Raw genomic sequence first — 16893 nt, 5'->3', positions numbered from 1 at the left:
GTAACCCATCGAGCCTTCAAGATATCGTTGCACGACAATTAGCTTGAAGGCAGGTGTGTACTTCCCCATGTGAAAAACCCCAGAAAGTTGATGTCCAACTTTCTGGGGTCAGTTCAATGCCGTCCACCCTACGATTCGGTATCCAGTCCGTCTGCACCCAGCATCAGCTGGGCCGCCTCGCTCGGCAGCGCTTCCACCGACTTCAGCTTGCGCGCCATCTGGCGGCTGCGCACTTCCGCGGTTTCGATGTTCTTGGCGGCCTTCTCCAGCGTGGCCTTGGTGGTGGCCAGCACGTCGCCGAACTTGGTGAACTCGGTCTTCACCGCGCCCAGCACCTGCCACACTTCGGACGAGCGCTTTTCCAGCGCCAGCGTGCGGAAGCCCATCTGCAGGCTGTTGAGCAGCGCGCTGAGGGTCGAGGGGCCGGCGATCGTCACGCGCAGCGCACGCTGCAGGTCGTCGGCCAGGCCGGGACGGCGCATCACTTCGGCATACAGGCCTTCGGTCGGCAGGAACAGGATCGCGAAGTCGGTGGTCTGCGGCGGCGACACGTATTTTTCGCAGATGGTCTTGGCCTCGACGCGCACCGCGCGTTCCAGCTCGGCGCCGGCGCGCGCCACGCCTTCGGCGTCGGCGAGGTCCGCCGCTTCCAGCAGGCGCTCGTACTGCTCCTTGGGGAACTTGGCGTCGATCGGCAGCCACAAGGGCGGGCCGCCGTCGACCACGCCGGGCAGCTTGATCGCGAATTCCACTCGGGCCCCGCTGCCGGCGATGGTCTCGACGTTCTTGGCATACTGGTCCACCGTCAGCACTTGCTCGAGCAGCATCTCGAGCTGCACTTCGCCCCAGGTGCCGCGGGTCTTGACGTTGGTGAGCACGCGCTTGAGGTCGCCCACGCCGATGGCCAGCTGCTGCATCTCGCCCAGGCCCTGGTGCACCTTTTCCAGGCGCTCGCTGACCTGTTTAAAGCTTTCCGTCAGACGCGTCTCCAGCGTCGCGTGCAGCTTTTCGTCGACGGTCTGGCGCATCTCTTCGAGGCGCTTGGCGTTATCGTTCTGCAGGTCGCGGATCTTGGTTTCCAGCGTGCCGCGCACTTCCAGCATGCGCTGGGCATTCGATTCAGTGAGGTTCGACAGCGTCAGCTGCAGGGTGTCGGCAAAGCGCTTGAGGGCGCGCGCCTGCTCCTCGCGCCCGCTGCTGGAATGCAGCTGCATCTGCTGGCGCATGCTGTCGAGCTGCTGGACGGTGGCGGCGTGATACTGGCCCATGTGCCCCGCCACTTCCTGGCGCGTGGCCTGGGCGGTGGATTGCAGCTCGCCGCGCAGCTCGCGCTCCAGGCGTTCGATGTGGCGGCCGTCGCCGTTGGAACGCGCCCGCGCGAGCAGCAATAGCTGCAGCGCGACGATCACGACAGCCGCCAGCAGAATCAGGAGTTCGATGATGCTCATGCGTGTCAGTCGGCCTTGTTCCGCATCCAGTCGGCAGTCTGGTAGAACGACTGCATCAGGCGCATGCGCAGCGCCTCGTCGTAGCCCAGGTCTTCCATCGCCCAGGCCATGGCGCGCAGCCACTGGTCGCGCTCCTTGGTGCCGATGGCGAACGGCAGGTGGCGCGCGCGCAGGCGCGGATGGCCGTAGCGCTCGACGAAGAGGTCGGGGCCGCCTGTCCAGCCGGACAGGAACATGAACAGCTTCTCGCGCGAGCTGTCGTTGGGTTGCGGGTGCATGGCATGGATGCCGGCGAACTCGGGCTCCAGCTGCATCAGGTCGTAGAAGCGGTCGACCAGTTCGCGCAGGCGCTCGGCGCCGCCCATCACTTCGTAGAGCGTTTGTGCTTCGGGGGTATGCGATTCAGACATGCCGCCATGATAGCGCGCCGGGGAAGCCGCTGGCCACCCCGGCATGGCTTTGTTGCAAACCGGCTCAGGCGTCGCGCAGGGTCTGCAGCGGCGGCTGGCGCAGCACGCTGCGCAGGCCCAGCCAGCCACCGATCAGCGCGCAGACCGCGCCGACCAGGACGCCGGCCAGCCACACCTGCGGCTCGAACTTCCACGGGAACTTGAAGACGTATTCGGCCAGCACCCAGCCCATCGCCGCCGCGCCGGTCGCCGCCAGCACGCCGGACAGGCCGCCCACCAGCACGAACTCGATCCGCTGCGCCGTCGCCAGCTGTCGTTTGGTGGCGCCGAGCGCGCGCAGCAGGCCCGCTTCGCGGGTGCGCTCCGACTGCGATCCCATCAGGGCCGCGTACAACACCAGCACGCCGGAAGCCAGCGTGAACATGAACAGGAACTCGACCGCGACCACCACCTGGTCGAGCACTTCCTGCAGCTGGCGGATGATGCCGGAGACGTCGATCACCGTCAGGTTCGGATAGGCGCGCGTCAATGCATTGGTCAGGTTCCCTGCGCTGCCCGGCAAATGGAAGGCCGTCATGTAGCTCTTCGGCGCATTCGCCATCGCCGCCGGGTTGATGATGACGAAGAAGTTGGCGCGCATCGAGCCCCATTCGAGCTTGCGCAGGCTGCTCACCTTCGCCTCCACCGGCAGGCCGGCCATGTCGAAGCGCATCACGTCGCCGAGCTTCAAGCCCAGGGTCGCGGCGAGCTTTTGCTCGACCGAGGCCTCGGCCACGCCCGGCGCATCCTTGTACCATTTGCCGGCAACGATCTCGTTGGTCTCGGGCAGGTCCGGCACCGTGGACAGGTTGAACTCGCGCTCGGCCAGCCGGCGCGCATCGCCATTCTGGTAGGTGTTGCGGGTCAGCTGCTTGCCGTTGACGTGGGTCAGGCGGCCGCGGATCATCGGGTACAGGAACACGTTCCGCACCCCGGCGCCGCGCAGCTGCTGCTCGACGCCCGGCGCCTGCTCCGGCTGGATGTTGATGATGAAGCGGTTCGGCGCATCCGGCGGCGTGGCCGTGCGCCAGGCTGCCATCAGGTCGCCGCGCACCACGGTGAGCAGCAGCAGCGCCATCAGGCCCAGCGACAGCGACACCACCTGCACCACGGTGGCGCCGGGACGGCGCTGCAGCGAGGTGATGGCGAAGCGCCAGCTCTGGTTCTTCGAGGCGCCGCGCAAGCGGCGCAGCAGGCGCAGGCCGAGCCAGGCGACCAGCGCGAACAGGGCCAGCCCGCCGAGGAAGCCGCCGGCCGTCATCAGGGCCAGTCTGGTGTCGCCGGCCTGCCACAGCAGCAGCGCCAGGAACACGCCGATGCCCAGGCCGTAGGTGGCCAGCGCCAGCGGCTGCGGGGCCGCGGCTTCGCGCCGGATCACGCGGTTGTGCGGCACGTTGCGCAGCTGGAGCACCGGCGGCAGCGCGAAGCCGACCAGCAGCAACATGCCGGTGGCGATGCCCTGCAGCGCCGGCAGCGGGGACACCGGCGGCAGGTCCGGCGGCAGCAGGTTGCCGATCATCTGGACGAGGATGAAATGGGCGCCGAAGCCGACCGCCACGCCCAGCAGGCTGCCCGCCAGGCCGACGATGGCGAATTCGATCAGGTACATGGCGCCGACCTGGTTCTGGGTCATGCCGAGGCAGCGCAGCATGGCGCAGGCGTCCAGGTGGCGCTGCATGAAGCGGCGCGCCGCCATCGCGACCGCGACCGCCGCCAGCATCGCCGACAGCAGGCCGACCAGGGACAGGAAGCTGTCGGCGCGGTCGAGCGTGGCGCGCATCTCGGGACGGCCGTTCTCGAGCGTCTCGATGCGCACCCCGCGCACGTTGCGCGCCGTGATGTCGGCGCGCAGCCATTTTTCATAGGCCGCCACGCCCGCCATGTCGTTGCGCGAGGGCGAGGCCACCTGCAGCCGGTAACTCACCCGTGAAAACGCATCCACCAGTCGCGTGGCCGCCAGGTCGCCCATCGACAGCATCACGCGCGGCGCAAAATTGGCGAAGGAGGCGCCCTTGTCCGGTTCGGTGGCGATCAGCTGCGCGATGCGGAACCCCTTGTCGCCGAGCTGGATGCTGCCGCCTACGCCGACCCGCAGCGCGGTCAAGAGGTTGGCATCCACCCACACGGTGCCGGGATCGGGAATGCCTTGCGTCTTCTGGCCGATGGCGCGGCCGGCGTCTTCCGGATTGGTCGTGATGCTGAGCTGGCCGCGCAGCGGATAGCCGCTGGAGACCGCCTTGACGGCCGACAGCTGGGCAGTCGAGGCTTCGCCCTCGCCCGCCTGCGCCATGCTCTGGAAGGTGGCGGTTTCCGCCACCAGCAGGCCGCGGCGGCGCGCTTCGTCGCGCCAGCGCGGCTGGATCGGATCGTCGGCATTCACCAGCAGGTCGGCGCCCAGCAGCTGGTGGGCGTCGCGGTTCAGGCCCGCGCGCATGCGGTCGATGAAGAAACCGACCGAGGACAGCGCCGACACGGCCACGATCAGGGCCACCAGCAGGAAACGCAGCTCGCCCGCGCGCCAGTCGCGCGCGGTCATGCGGAGGGACTGGAGGAACATCGGCATCCTTTATGCGGTAGCGGTGGCGGTGGCGAAGAACTCGTCGACCTCGGCCAGGAAACCGCGCTTGCGCTCCGGGTCGAGGAAGGAGGCGGCGAAGCTGTTGCGCGCGAGCTGGCGCGCATGGCCGGCGTCGAGTGGCAGCGCCTCGAAGGCGGCGATGAAGTTATCGTTCATGTAGCCGCCGAAATAGGCCGGATCGTCCGAATTGACGGTGGCAGCCAGCCCCTTGTCGAGCAGCTCGCGCAGGTTGTGGCTGCCCATCACGTCGAACACGCGCAGCTTGATGTTCGACAGCGGGCAGACCGTCAGCGCCATGCCTTCGCGCGCCAGGCGCGCGGTCAGCTCCGGGCTCTCGAGGGTGCGCACGCCGTGGTCGATGCGCTCGACCTTGAGCACGTCGAGCGCGCTTTCGATGTAGGCGGGAGGCCCCTCCTCGCCCGCGTGCGCCACCAGGCGCAGGCCGAGCTGGCGGGCGCGCTCGAACACGCGCGCGAATTTCTCGGGCGGGTGGCCGACCTCGGACGAGTCCAGGCCGACGCCGATGAACTTGTCGCGGTAAGGCAAGGCTTCATCCAGCGTGGCGAGCGCTTCTTCCTCGGACAGGTGGCGCAGGAAGCACATGATCAGGCTGGCGCTGATCGGGCCTTCCTGGCAGGCGCGCCAGATCCCGTTGACGACCGTCCCGAAGGGCACGCCGCGCGCGGTATGGGTCTGGGGGTCGAAGAAGATCTCGGCATGCCGGACATTGTCGGCATGGGCGCGCGCCAGGTAGGCGGCGGTCATGTCGTAGAAATCCTGCTCGGTCAGCAGCACGCTGGCACCCGCGTAGTAGATGTCGAGGAAGGATTGCAGGTCGGTGAAAGCGTAGGCCTCGCGCAACGCTTCGACCGAGGCGTAAGGCAGCGATACGGCATTTCTTTGCGCCAACGCAAAAATCAGCTCGGGCTCCAGCGAACCTTCGATATGGATGTGTAATTCTGCCTTGGGCATGTTCTGCAGGATGTTGCGCAGCTGGGAATGCAGCATGATGTTCTCCGGCGCTTGGCTGGTTCAGTAGCGGTTCGAGGTGATGTGGCCGACAAGTGTAACGCATGCCCGCAGCCCCCTCGCGCCATAGGCGAAAACGGGGGGTCGGCAGGGGCTTTGTATTGACCGTACGCGTGCGCCACAGCTTGAGCATATCGTGCAATATCGGCTCGCAAAGTTGATATTTAAGCAGCCTGAAGCGGTCCGGATCGAGCGCTCCGGAAACGTCCGAAAGGCCTTGCCGGCGCCTCTTTCCGAGCACTTCAGAATGGCCTCAGAAAACGTATTTCCTTATTCGATTCAAGCACTTGCATATGCAGTACACACGCACACGACACTGCTTTGACTTCGGGAACTAATAGGCACATAATAAATTTCACAAACGCAAATAAGACGCTCTCCAAACACGGGAGACCCGGACAACACCCGGGGTCACAACAAGAAAATCGCCAGCATTTCCGGCGCCGGCCACCCCGGTTCCGCATGCGGGGCGACCCACAAGGAGTACGCCAATAAAGTCCGGGGCCTGAGGCAGCCCTTTGCACAGTCGGCTGCCATGACGTGATCGTTGTTCGTACATTAAAGGACATTCGAAATGAGCATCTTTGACAACTACACCGCCCGCTACGAGCGTACCAAGGAAGAGGAATACTCCATGGCAGAGTACCTCCAACTGTGCAAGAAAGACCCCCTGACCTATGCCAGCGCGCCGGAACGCATGCTCGCCGCCATCGGCGAGCCGACCCTGGTCGACACCCGCCTTGACCCGCGCCTGTCACGCATCTTCGCCAACAAGGTGATCAAGGTCTATCCGGCCTTCCGCGAGTTCTACGGCATGGAAGAAGTGATCGAACAGGTCGTCTCCTATTTCCGCCACGCGGCCCAGGGCCTGGAAGAGCGCAAACAGATCCTCTACCTGCTGGGCCCGGTCGGCGGCGGCAAGTCCTCGATTGCCGAAAAACTCAAGAGCCTGATGGAACACGTGCCCTTCTACGCGATCAAGGGTTCGCCCGTGAACGAGTCGCCGCTGGGCCTGTTCAACGAAGAAGAAGACGGCACCATCCTCGAAGAAGACTACGGCATCCCACGCCGCTACCTGCGCGCCATCCCGAGTCCCTGGGCTGTCAAGCGCCTGCACGAGTTCGGCGGCGACATCAACAAGTTCCGCGTGGTCAAGCGCTACCCCTCGATCCTCAAGCAGATCGCCGTCTCCAAGACCGAGCCGGGCGACGAGAACAACCAGGACATTTCCTCGCTGGTCGGCAAGGTCGACATCCGCAAGCTCGAGGACTACGCCCAGGACGATCCGGACGCCTACAGTTATTCGGGCGGCCTGTGCCTGGCCAACCAGGGCCTGATGGAATTCGTCGAGATGTTCAAGGCGCCGATCAAGGTGCTGCACCCGCTGCTGACGGCCACCCAGGAAGGCAACTACAAGGGCACCGAGGGCTTCGGCGCGATTCCCTTCGAGGGCATCGTGCTGGCGCACTCCAACGAGTCCGAATGGAAGACCTTCCGCAACAACCGCAACAACGAAGCTTTCCTCGACCGTATCTACATCGTGAAGGTGCCCTACTGCCTGCGCGTGTCCGACGAGATCAAGATCTACGACAAGCTGCTGTACAACTCCTCGCTCGACAAGGCGCCCTGCGCGCCGGGCACGCTGCGCATGATGGCGCAGTTCGCGATCCTGTCGCGCCTGAAAGACCCGGAGAACTCGAGCATCTATTCCAAGATGCTGGTGTACGACGGCGAGAACCTGAAGGACACCGATCCCAAGGCCAAGTCGCTGCACGAGTACGTCGACTATGCCGGCGTGGACGAAGGCATGAACGGCCTGTCGACCCGCTTCGCCTTCAAGATCCTGTCCAAGGTCTTCAACTTCGACAATACCGAAGTGGCGGCCAACCCGGTGCACCTGCTCTACGTGCTCGAGCAGCAGATCGAACGCGAGCAGTTCCCGCCGGAGACCGAGCAGCGCTACCTCTCCTACATCAAGGAGCACCTGGCGCAGCGCTACGTCGATTTCATCGGCAAGGAAATCCAGACCGCCTATCTCGAAAGCTATTCGGAATACGGCCAGAACATCTTCGACCGCTACGTCACCTTCGCCGACTTCTGGATCCAGGACCAGGAATTCCGCGACCCGGACACCGGCGAGAGCTTCGACCGCGAGTCGCTGAACGCCGAGCTGGAAAAGATCGAGAAGCCGGCCGGCATCTCGAATCCCAAGGATTTCCGCAACGAGATCGTCAACTTCAGCCTGCGTGCGCGGGCCACCAATGCCGGCAAGAATCCGGCCTGGACCAGCTACGAGAAATTCCGTAGCGTGATCGAGAAGAAGATGTTCTCGAACACCGAGGAACTCCTGCCTGTGATTTCCTTCAATGCGAAAGCGAGCGCCGAGGATGCCAACAAGCATGCCGACTTCGTGGCCCGCATGGTCGAGAAGGGCTATACGCCGAAGCAGGTCCGCCTGTTGTGCGAATGGTACCTGCGCGTGAGGAAGTCCTCCTGACAAGGGCGCCGGCGCGCGCCGCGAAAAAAAGGCGTGCGCCGTACGCGCGATCGCGGTGCGTATTAAGATAGACGTATCGAGATCCCGCCAGTCGCCCGCAAAGTATCGGCGTCTCGAAGAGCCGTCACCACAGGAGGCCAGTTTGACTTATCTCATCGACCGTCGCTTGCAGGGCAAGAACAAGTCCGCGGTCAACCGCGAACGCTTCCTGCGCCGCTACAAGGCGCAAATCAAGGATGCGGTCGGGCGCGCGATCAAGGGCCGTTCGATCACCGATATCGAGAACGGCGAAAAAGTCACGATCCCCGTCAAGGACGTGAACGAACCCCATTTCGGCCATGCCCACGGCGGCGTGTGGGAAACCGTCAACCCGGGCAATACCGAATACCAGAAGGGCGATCAGTTCAACCGTCCGCGCAGCGGTGGCGGCGGCTCGGGGCGTGGACGCGCCGGCAACAGCGACCAGACCACCGAAGACGACTTCATCTTCGAGCTGTCGCGCGAAGAATTCATGAATTATTTCTTCGAGGATCTTGAGCTGCCGAACATGATCAAGACGCAGCTGAGCCAGACCATCGAATTCAAGAACCAGCGCGCCGGCTACAACGTGTCCGGCACGCCATCCAATATCCACGTGCTGCGCTCGCTGCGCGGCGCGCTGGGGCGCCGCATCGCCGTCGGCGGCCCCGCCAAGCGCCAGCTGAGAGAAGCCGAGGAAGCGTTGGAGGCCTTGCTCGACCGGGGCGCGCCTTCCGACGACGAGGAAGTGGTGGCGCTGAAGGAGCAGATCCACCACCTGCACATCCGCCTCAACGCGATTCCCTTCATCGATCCCTTCGACCTGCGCTATTCGAACCGGATCAAGGTGCCCAAGCCGAGCACTTCGGCCGTCATGTTCTGCATCATGGACGTGTCCGGCTCGATGGACGAAACGCGCAAGGATACCGCCAAGCGCTTCTTCATCCTGCTCTACCTGTTCCTGAAACGCGTCTACGAAAAGATCGAAGTCGTCTTCATCCGCCACCACACGGCCGCGGCCGAAGTGGACGAGAACGAATTCTTCCACTCGCGCGAATCGGGCGGCACTGTGGTGTCTTCGGCCCTGCACCTGCTGCAGAAGGTGCTCGCCGAACGCTACGGCAGCGCCGACTGGAACGCCTACGTGGCCCAGGCTTCGGACGGCGACAACTGGGACAACGACTCGGTGCTGTGCAAGCAGATCCTGAGCAATGCGATCATGCCGCGGGTCCAGTACTACACCTATGTCGAGATCACCGACGGCCCGCCGCAAAACCTGTGGGAACAGTATTGCGAGGTGGCCGACCACCACAAGAATTTCGCAATGCAGAAGATCGTCACCCCGGCCGATATCTACCCGGTCTTCCGCGAGCTGTTCAAGAAACAGCCGAAGTAAAAGGCTCAGCTAAAGATGGACGCCGCCATGCCAAGAGACCCCAACAACCCGCGCGCCCTGCCGGACCAGTCCGAATGGACCTTCGACCTGATCGAACAGGCGCACGACGAGATCAAGCGGGTGGCCAAGCGCTACGGCCTGGACACCTACCCGAACCAGCTCGAGATCATCACCGCCGAGCAGATGATGGATGCCTATACCTCCGTCGGCATGCCTGTGTCGTACAACCACTGGTCGTTCGGCAAGCACTTCCTGACGACGGAAAAGAGCTACAAGCGCGGCCAGATGGGCCTGGCCTACGAGATCGTCATCAACTCGAATCCCTGCATCGCCTACCTGATGGAAGAAAACAGCCTGACGATGCAGGCCCTGGTGATCGCGCATGCTGCCTACGGGCACAATTCCTTCTTCAAGGGCAACTACCTGTTCCGCACCTGGACCGATGCCGATGCCATCGTCGACTACATGGTCTTTGCGAAGAACTATATCGCCGAGTGCGAACAGCGTTATGGCATCGATGCGGTCGAGGAATTGCTGGACTCCTGCCATGCGCTGCAAAATTATGGCGTCGATCGCTACAAGCGGCCGGCCAAGCTGTCCGTCGCCCAGGAGACCGCGCGCCAGAAGGAGCGCGAGGAATACGCCCAGTCGCAGATCAACGAGATCTGGCGCACCCTGCCGCTGCGCGAAGAGCACGTGGCCAGTGCAGCGCCGATCCGCTTCCCGCCGGAGCCCGAAGAAAACCTGCTCTACTTCATCGAGAAGTACGCGCCGCTGCTTGAACCCTGGCAGCGCGAGCTGGTGCGCATCACGCGCAAGATCTCGCAGTACTTCTATCCGCAGCGCCAGACCCAGGTGATGAACGAGGGCTGGGCCACCTTCTGGCACTATACGATCCTGCAAGACCTGTACAAGGAAGGCATCGTCGGCGACGGCTTCATGCTCGAATTCCTGCAGAGCCATACGAACGTCGTCTACCAGCCGCCGGCCACGAGCCCCTACTACAGCGGGATCAATCCATACGCCCTCGGTTTCGCGATGATGTCCGACATTCGCCGTATTTGCGAAGATCCCACCGAGGAAGACCGCGCCTGGTTCCCGGACATCGCAGGCAGCGACTGGATCAAGACCCTGGACTTCGCAATGCGCAACTTCAAGGACGAGAGCTTCATCGCCCAGTACCTCTCGCCCAAGCTGATCCGGGAATTCCACTTCTTCGCGGTGCTCGACGACGACCGCAGCGACAAGCTGACGATCTCGGCGATCCACGACGAGCAGGGCTACCGCTACGTGCGCCACAAGCTGGCCGACCAGTACAATATCGGCAGCCGCGAGCCGAATATCCAGGTCTGGCAGGTCAATACCCGCGACGACCGGGCCCTGACCCTGCGCCACACCCAGTTCAACCGCCGGCCGCTGAACCAGCAGGCGCAGGAAGTGCTCAAGCACGTCGCGCGCCTGTGGGGCTTCGACGTCCGGCTCGAAACGGTGGACCCGAGCGGCCACGTGGTCAGCTTCCTCGAGTGCCGCCGCGAGAAGCGCGGCCGCTGACGACTCCCACGGCGGCGCCCCGACGGCGGGCCGCCTGGCTTGCCGACGGACTGCTGTCGCCTCGCCTGAATCGGCCGCGACTTTTCCCGATCTTTCCTGCATAATGCTGCGCCTGGCGTGCCCGACATCCATTGCCAGGCACCGAGCTGCCGGCTTACCCGCCCAGCCCAGCCCTACCTTCCATGCCTCACCGCATGCTTTACCACCCCTCCCCCGTCCCAGCGACCACCGGAACGTAATTTTTTTGCGCATCGGTGCGACAACACACTGTTCAAAACCGCGATTTCCATGTAGTTTTGCTATGCATGAGGAGCAGATATCCGAAAACGGATTATCAAACGCACAACTTAAGCATGCCAAGACGAGACTTTCCCATGAGTTTTAGCTATGTTCGGTGGACGAAAATCAGCTCTGTCAGGGCTGCTCAACAGTACGCGCAGCTTCTGTAAAAATGGCTATAGTTCGTGTAAACACCCTGGGCGCGTCATACGAAATTTGCTATATAGCGGCTTTGGCATGAAAAATTTGGCAAAACTACTATACCTGCCTCACGATCCACACATGGAGGAGAACCGCTACAAAAAATTACAAATCACCCCTGCTTTCTGGGCCACGCACGGCCCCGTCCGGGACTTGTATAGATGAGCTTCTTTGCCTGTTTTTACAGGCAGTTAGCACACCTTTCGGGGGTGTAAAAATGTATGCTCAAAAAAGAATTCGTAGGTATAATTCTTCGATGTCCCGGATGCGGCCCTAGGTTTTTGTCGTGTTTAGTGGGTTTAGTGGCAACAAAAAAGAGTTGGTATTGGAGAAAGATGGCATGAATTTTACGCATGAGAAGAACCCGGGAAGGAATTTCACCGGTCTCGCCATTGTTATCCTGTTGCACGTTCTGGTAGCTTGGGCCGTCGTCAGTGGCCTGGGTACCCGGATCGTCACCAAGGTAACCGAGGCTGTGGAAACGAAACTGATTGAAGAGGTGAAGCCGCCGCCACCGCCGGAAACGCCGCCGCCGCCGCCGCCGCCGGAAATGAAGGCTCCGCCACCGCCGTTCATCCCGCCGGTCGAAGTCCAGGTGCAGCAGCCGCCTCCGCCAGCGAACGCGATCACGACGGCCACCAACACGCCGCCGCCAACGACGAACCTGGCCCCTCCGGCACCGCCGGCGCCGCCAGCTCCTCCGGCACGCGGACCTGCTGGCCCGAGCCGTACCGAAGCGGTTGCAGACTTTAACACTTGCGCACGTCCGGAATACCCGCGTTCGTCGCAGCGTAACGAAGAAACCGGTACCACGACCCTGCAGTTCCTGATCGGGGCCGATGGACGAGTGATGGAATCCAAACTGCAGAAGTCGTCTGGCTTCCGCGATCTGGACCGGGCCGCACAATCGGCCCTGAGCAAATGCCGATTCAAGCCGGCCACTGTTGATGGTCAGCCGCAACAGGCGTGGACAGCGGTGCAGTACGTCTGGACGCTGGAATAAAACCGAGACAGAACATCGTCTCAATCTATGATTTTCGTTGTCACTAGTTCAGCGAACTGTCTATTTTTATATTTTTGGAGGAAGCATGTTTAAGAATACCCGTTTGTCCGCTATGCTGGCGGCTGTCCTGTTCTCGGTAACGGCGGCATCGGCCCTGGTCTCCGCACCGGCCTTCGCTGACGCTCCTGCCGCAGGCGCTACCGCTCCGGCGGCTGACGCGGCTGCAGCACCGGCTGCCGACGCAGCTGCTGCACCGGCTGCCGACGCGGCCGCCGCTCCGGCTGGCGACGCTGCCGCTCCGGCCGCTGCCGAAGGCGCCACCGAAGAAGTCCACAACCCGTACGGCATCGGCGCCATGTGGGAAGAAGGCGACTTCGTCAACAAGGGCACCATCATCATCCTGGCACTGATGTCGATCGGTTCGTGGTACATCATCATCACCAAGCTGATCGACCAGCAGAAGATCATGAGCCAGTCGAAGGAAGCTTCGGCCAAGTTCTGGAAAGCACCGTCGATCGCCGCTGGCTCGGCTCAGCTGAAAGAAGGCTCGCCGTTCCGCTTCATCGCTGAAACCGGCACCAAGGCAACCCAGCACCACGACGGCGCCCTGCTCGAGCAGATCGACCTGTCGACCTGGGTGACCATGCAGATCCAGCGCGCCGTGGACCGCGTCCAGTCGCGTCTGCAAGATGGCCTGTCGTTCCTGGCAACCGTCGGTTCGACCTCGCCGTTCATCGGTCTGTTCGGTACCGTCTGGGGCATCTACAACGCGCTGACCGCCATCGGTATGTCGGGTAACGCATCGATCGACAAAGTGGCAGGCCCGGTGGGTGAAGCACTGATCATGACCGCGTTCGGTCTGTTCGTCGCAGTCCCTGCGGTTCTGGGTTACAACTGGCTGGTTCGTCGTAACAAGTCGGTCATGGAAGACGTCCGTTCGTTCTCGGCCGACGTGCACTCGGTCCTGATCTCGGGCGCCATGTCGACCTCGAACGCAGCTGCTGGCGCCAAGAAGGCTGGCTAATCATGTCGATGAGTGTCGGCTCCGATTCCGGAGATGAAGATGCAGTGATGTCAGAGATCAACACGACGCCCCTTGTGGACATCATGTTGGTTCTTCTGATCATCTTCCTGATCACCAGCCCGGTGGTGCTGAATCTGCAGAAAGTGAACCTGCCTGCAGAAACGAACCAGGTCACCAAGACCAAGCCGGAAGACGTCAACATCACCATCAACAAAGATGGCGAGATGTACTACAACCAGACGCGCATCGCGAACACGGACGAGCTGTTCAAGTTCCTCGCGGAGCAGTCGGTGAAGCAGCCGCAACCTGCTGTGAAAGTTCGTGGCGACCAAGAATCGCGCTACGAAGCAGTCGGCCGGGTCATCTATACGGCTCAGCGTGCTGGGATTCAGAAGGTCGGTTTCGTTATCGAACCGCCTGACAAGGGCTAACGTCCTGTCCGCGATGTCGGGGCCTCCCCCGGGAGGCCTTGATTTCGCGTCCGTGACCCCAACATTTGAAAAGGAAACACCATGGGCATGAACGTAGGTTCGGGCTCCGCTAAAGGAGCTGATCCGGAACCGATGATGGAAATGAACATGACGCCGCTGATCGACGTCCTGCTCGTTCTCATCATTATGATGATTATCACGATTCCGAAGCAAAACCACTCGGTCAATCTGAACATGCCGGTCGGCACCCCGCCACCGCAGACCACCCAGCCGGTGGTCGTGACGATTGACGTGGACTTCGACGGCACCATCCTCTGGGATGGCCAGGTCGTTCCGAATCGTCAGGAACTGGAAGCCAAGATGAATGCAGTGGCAGCAATGCCTGATCAGCCGGAAGTGCACCTGCGTCCGAACAAGCTGGTCGAGTACAAGGTGGTTGCAGGCGTCATGGCAACCGCACAGCGTCTCGGCGTCACCAAGATCGGCATGGTCGGTAACGAGCAGTTCCAGTAATCGATCCATGTATGACCAACACGGCAGGGTTTCCCTGCCGTGTCCATTTTGAAGAAGGATGTTTTCAGATGATTAAATTCCGTCTCGCACACCTTGGCCTCGCACTGGCCGCTCTCGGTTTCACCGCCGCTGTGCCGGTCGTCGGCCTGGCCCCTGTGCACGCCGCGGTCACCCTGCGTCCGGAAGTCGGCAAGCCACTGCAACAGGCACAGACGCTGATCAAGCAAGGCAATCCCAAGGGCGCACTGGCCGCCCTGCGCGATGCGGACAAGGCAGCGAAGACCGATGACGAACGCTTCCTGATCGAACAAGTGCGCGCTTCCGCGGCCTCCTCGGCCGGCGACTGGGGCACTGCCGCAACCTCGTTCGAGAAGCTGCTCGATTCGGGCAAGCTGAGCGCCAGCCAGCGCTCGCAGTACTCGGAAGGCCTGGTCGGCATCTACATGCGCGCCGGCGACCTGAACAAGGCGAACGCCGCCATCCAGAAGCTGCTGAAGAACGGCAACGATCCGAAGCTGCGCGCCTACCTGCTGCAGAACTACTACAAGCAAGGCAACGTTGCCGCGCTGGAGCAGGAGCTGCGCAATGCCGAGAAAAGCGGCCGCCTGAGCGAAGACGAGCTCGGCATGCTGGCGAACATCCAGCTGAAGAAGAACGACAAGGCCGGCTACGTGAGCACCATCGAGAAGCTGGCCTCCAGCTATCCGAAGGCCCAGTACTGGAACGACCTGCTGAACCGCGTGCAGGGCAAGCCGGGCTTCTCGGGCCGCCTGATGGTGGACGTGTACCGCCTCAAGCTGGCCAACAACCTGATGAAGAAGCCGAGCGAGTTCATGGAAATGGCCCAGCTGGTGCTGCAGGCGAAAGCCCCGGCCGAAGCGCTGAAGGTCATCGACAAGGGCTACAAGGCCGGCGCCCTGGGCACCGGTACCGATGCCGCGCGTCACCAGCGCCTGAAGGATCTGGCCGAGAAGAACATGGCCGAGCAGAACAAGGGCGTCGCCGCCCTGGAAGCCGAATACACCGCCGCCAAGGACAACGACGCGCTGGTGGGCCTCGGATACGCTCTGGTGCAGGCTGGCCAGGCCGACAAGGGCCTGAAGATGATGGAAAGCGCCATCAAGGCCGGCGGCCTGCGTTACGCCGACGAAGCCAAGCTGCGCCTGGGCGAAGCCTATGCCGCAGCAGGCAAGAAGCAGCAGGCGATCAACACGCTCAAGACCGTCTCCGGCAAGGAAGGCACCGCCGACCTGGCCCGCTACTGGATCATGGCGATCAATCGTCCGATCGCCGGCTAAGACCGGCCTGATCGAGCGATCAACGCCGCCTGTTCGCAGGCGGCGTTTTTCTTTGTGCCCGCACATTCTTCTCCCCTTCTCGCGCCCCGGCCTTCGTTGCTGTGCAACATGCGAGTTACCGTATAATCAGGTATTTCGCGCCGGACCGGCCGGCTGCGCAACTGGAACCATTGATGAAGGTATTTCGCGGACTTCCCAACGACAGGGCGCGCGCACCCTGCGCCCTCACGATCGGCAACTTTGACGGTGTCCACCGCGGCCACCAGGCATTGTTGGCGCACGTGCGCGGCGCCGCCGCCAGGCTCGGGATCGAAGCCGCCGTGATGACCTTCGAACCGCACCCACGCGAATACTTCGCCCAGCGCATGGGCGACCTGTCCAAGGCCCCCGCCCGGATCGCCAACCTGCGCGACAAGCTGGGCGACCTCTCCCAGGCCGACATCGACCGGGTCATCGTCGAACATTTCAACGAGCATTTCGCCGCCCAGCCGCCCCAGGACTTCATCGAGCGCGTGCTGGTCGACGGCCTGCACGTCAAATGGCTGATGGTGGGCGACGACTTCCGTTTCGGCGCGAAGCGCGCGGGCGACATCGCCATGCTGCAGGAAGCCGGCCGCCAGTACGGCTTCCAGGTCGAGACCCTGGACGCCGTGATGCTCGGCGCGCGCCGCATTTCGTCCTCGGCCGTGCGCGAAGCGCTGGCCGCCGGCGACTTCGGCGCCACCCAGCAACTGCTCGGCCACCCCTATGCCATGTCGGGCCACGTGATCCATGGCCAGAAGCTGGGCCGTACCCTCGGCTTCCCGACCCTGAACCTGCGCGTTGCCCACCGCCCCGCCCTGTGCGGCATCTTCGTGGTGCAGGTGCATGGCCTGGCGGAGCAGCCGCTGCCGGCCGTCGCCAGCCTCGGCGTGCGCCCCACCGTCGAAGACGCGGGCCGCATGCTGCTCGAGGTGCACGTGTTCGACTATGACCAGCCTGCCTACGGCAAGTTGGTGCGGGTCGAGTTCCTCGCCAAGCTGCGCAACGAGGAAAAATACGTCGACCTGCCCACGCTCACCGCCGCGATCGAGGCCGACGCCACCCAGGCGCGCGCCTTCTTTGCGCACCGCAACGGCGCCCTGACCGCGACCGACCGAATTTGAGGCCTGCCACAGGCACACCGAATGCAGGTGCTG

Annotated in this window: 13 protein-coding genes; 9 read left to right on the top strand and 4 right to left on the bottom strand. The window is 63.0% G+C overall.

Features of this window, described 5'->3' with window-relative positions:
* Positions 1-128 precede the first annotated feature (128 nt).
* The 4 genes from AC56LK_RS23450 to AC56LK_RS23435 form a co-directional block, all read right to left on the bottom strand.
* On the bottom strand, positions 129-1448 hold the full coding sequence (locus AC56LK_RS23450) for a DNA recombination protein RmuC (RefSeq protein WP_497186867.1): 1320 nt from the start codon (positions 1446-1448) through the stop codon (positions 129-131).
* A gap of 5 nt (positions 1449-1453) precedes the next feature.
* The gene (locus tag AC56LK_RS23445; RefSeq protein WP_497186866.1) at positions 1454-1858 is read right to left on the bottom strand and encodes a group II truncated hemoglobin; all 405 of its coding nucleotides are present in this window, start codon (positions 1856-1858) and stop codon (positions 1454-1456) included.
* A 64-nt stretch (positions 1859-1922) separates the two neighbouring features.
* On the bottom strand, positions 1923-4454 hold the full coding sequence (locus AC56LK_RS23440) for an ABC transporter permease (RefSeq protein WP_497186865.1): 2532 nt from the start codon (positions 4452-4454) through the stop codon (positions 1923-1925).
* Between the two features lie 9 nt (positions 4455-4463).
* Positions 4464-5483 carry an adenosine deaminase gene (locus AC56LK_RS23435; RefSeq protein WP_497186864.1) on the bottom strand — a complete coding sequence of 340 codons (1020 nt, stop codon included), beginning with the start codon at positions 5481-5483 and terminating at the stop codon, positions 4464-4466.
* Between the two features lie 595 nt (positions 5484-6078).
* Here AC56LK_RS23435 and AC56LK_RS23430 point away from each other — a divergent pair.
* The 9 genes from AC56LK_RS23430 (at position 6079) to AC56LK_RS23390 (ending at position 16860) form a co-directional block, all read left to right on the top strand.
* A complete protein-coding gene (locus AC56LK_RS23430) occupies positions 6079-8001 on the top strand; it encodes a PrkA family serine protein kinase (protein ID WP_497186863.1) in 1923 nt (640 codons plus the stop codon).
* Between the two features lie 142 nt (positions 8002-8143).
* Complete coding sequence (locus tag AC56LK_RS23425) at positions 8144-9415, top strand: YeaH/YhbH family protein (RefSeq protein WP_497186862.1); 1272 nt, start codon at positions 8144-8146, stop codon at positions 9413-9415.
* Positions 9416-9442: 27 nt separating this feature from the next.
* Positions 9443-10966: a SpoVR family protein gene (locus AC56LK_RS23420; protein ID WP_497186861.1), complete on the top strand. Its 1524-nt coding sequence runs from the start codon at positions 9443-9445 to the stop codon at positions 10964-10966.
* Positions 10967-11786: 820 nt separating this feature from the next.
* Positions 11787-12449 (top strand): energy transducer TonB, encoded by a 663-nt coding sequence (locus AC56LK_RS23415; protein ID WP_497186860.1) that lies wholly within the window; start codon positions 11787-11789, stop codon positions 12447-12449.
* A gap of 85 nt (positions 12450-12534) precedes the next feature.
* Positions 12535-13473: a MotA/TolQ/ExbB proton channel family protein gene (locus AC56LK_RS23410; protein WP_497186859.1), complete on the top strand. Its 939-nt coding sequence runs from the start codon at positions 12535-12537 to the stop codon at positions 13471-13473.
* Positions 13474-13475: 2 nt separating this feature from the next.
* The gene (locus tag AC56LK_RS23405; protein ID WP_497186858.1) at positions 13476-13904 is read left to right on the top strand and encodes an ExbD/TolR family protein; all 429 of its coding nucleotides are present in this window, start codon (positions 13476-13478) and stop codon (positions 13902-13904) included.
* Between the two features lie 81 nt (positions 13905-13985).
* Entirely contained in the window at positions 13986-14417 is a 432-nt protein-coding gene (locus AC56LK_RS23400) for an ExbD/TolR family protein (protein ID WP_497186857.1), read from the top strand.
* A 68-nt stretch (positions 14418-14485) separates the two neighbouring features.
* On the top strand, positions 14486-15715 hold the full coding sequence (locus tag AC56LK_RS23395) for a tetratricopeptide repeat protein (RefSeq protein ID WP_497186856.1): 1230 nt from the start codon (positions 14486-14488) through the stop codon (positions 15713-15715).
* A 173-nt stretch (positions 15716-15888) separates the two neighbouring features.
* Complete coding sequence (locus tag AC56LK_RS23390; RefSeq protein WP_497186855.1) at positions 15889-16860, top strand: bifunctional riboflavin kinase/FAD synthetase; 972 nt, start codon at positions 15889-15891, stop codon at positions 16858-16860.
* Positions 16861-16893 lie beyond the last annotated feature (33 nt).

Source organism: Telluria sp. ZB4P36 (assembly GCF_059685865.1).
This window is presented reverse-complemented; position numbering and strand designations above follow the sequence as displayed.

What these genes read in the sequence shown, in the direction of transcription:
- AC56LK_RS23450 (WP_497186867.1), bottom strand. Translation starts at nt 1,448, where the DNA reads ATGAGCATCATCGAACTCCTGATTCTGCTGGCGGCTGTCGTGATCGTC.
- AC56LK_RS23445 (WP_497186866.1), bottom strand. Translation starts at nt 1,858, where the DNA reads ATGTCTGAATCGCATACCCCCGAAGCACAAACGCTCTACGAAGTGATG.
- AC56LK_RS23440 (WP_497186865.1), bottom strand. Translation starts at nt 4,454, where the DNA reads ATGTTCCTCCAGTCCCTCCGCATGACCGCGCGCGACTGGCGCGCGGGC.
- AC56LK_RS23435 (WP_497186864.1), bottom strand. Translation starts at nt 5,483, where the DNA reads ATGCTGCATTCCCAGCTGCGCAACATCCTGCAGAACATGCCCAAGGCA.
- AC56LK_RS23430 (WP_497186863.1), top strand. Translation starts at nt 6,079, where the DNA reads ATGAGCATCTTTGACAACTACACCGCCCGCTACGAGCGTACCAAGGAA.
- AC56LK_RS23420 (WP_497186861.1), top strand. Translation starts at nt 9,443, where the DNA reads ATGCCAAGAGACCCCAACAACCCGCGCGCCCTGCCGGACCAGTCCGAA.
- AC56LK_RS23415 (WP_497186860.1), top strand. Translation starts at nt 11,787, where the DNA reads ATGAATTTTACGCATGAGAAGAACCCGGGAAGGAATTTCACCGGTCTC.
- AC56LK_RS23410 (WP_497186859.1), top strand. Translation starts at nt 12,535, where the DNA reads ATGTTTAAGAATACCCGTTTGTCCGCTATGCTGGCGGCTGTCCTGTTC.
- AC56LK_RS23405 (WP_497186858.1), top strand. Translation starts at nt 13,476, where the DNA reads ATGTCGATGAGTGTCGGCTCCGATTCCGGAGATGAAGATGCAGTGATG.
- AC56LK_RS23400 (WP_497186857.1), top strand. Translation starts at nt 13,986, where the DNA reads ATGGGCATGAACGTAGGTTCGGGCTCCGCTAAAGGAGCTGATCCGGAA.
- AC56LK_RS23395 (WP_497186856.1), top strand. Translation starts at nt 14,486, where the DNA reads ATGATTAAATTCCGTCTCGCACACCTTGGCCTCGCACTGGCCGCTCTC.
- AC56LK_RS23390 (WP_497186855.1), top strand. Translation starts at nt 15,889, where the DNA reads ATGAAGGTATTTCGCGGACTTCCCAACGACAGGGCGCGCGCACCCTGC.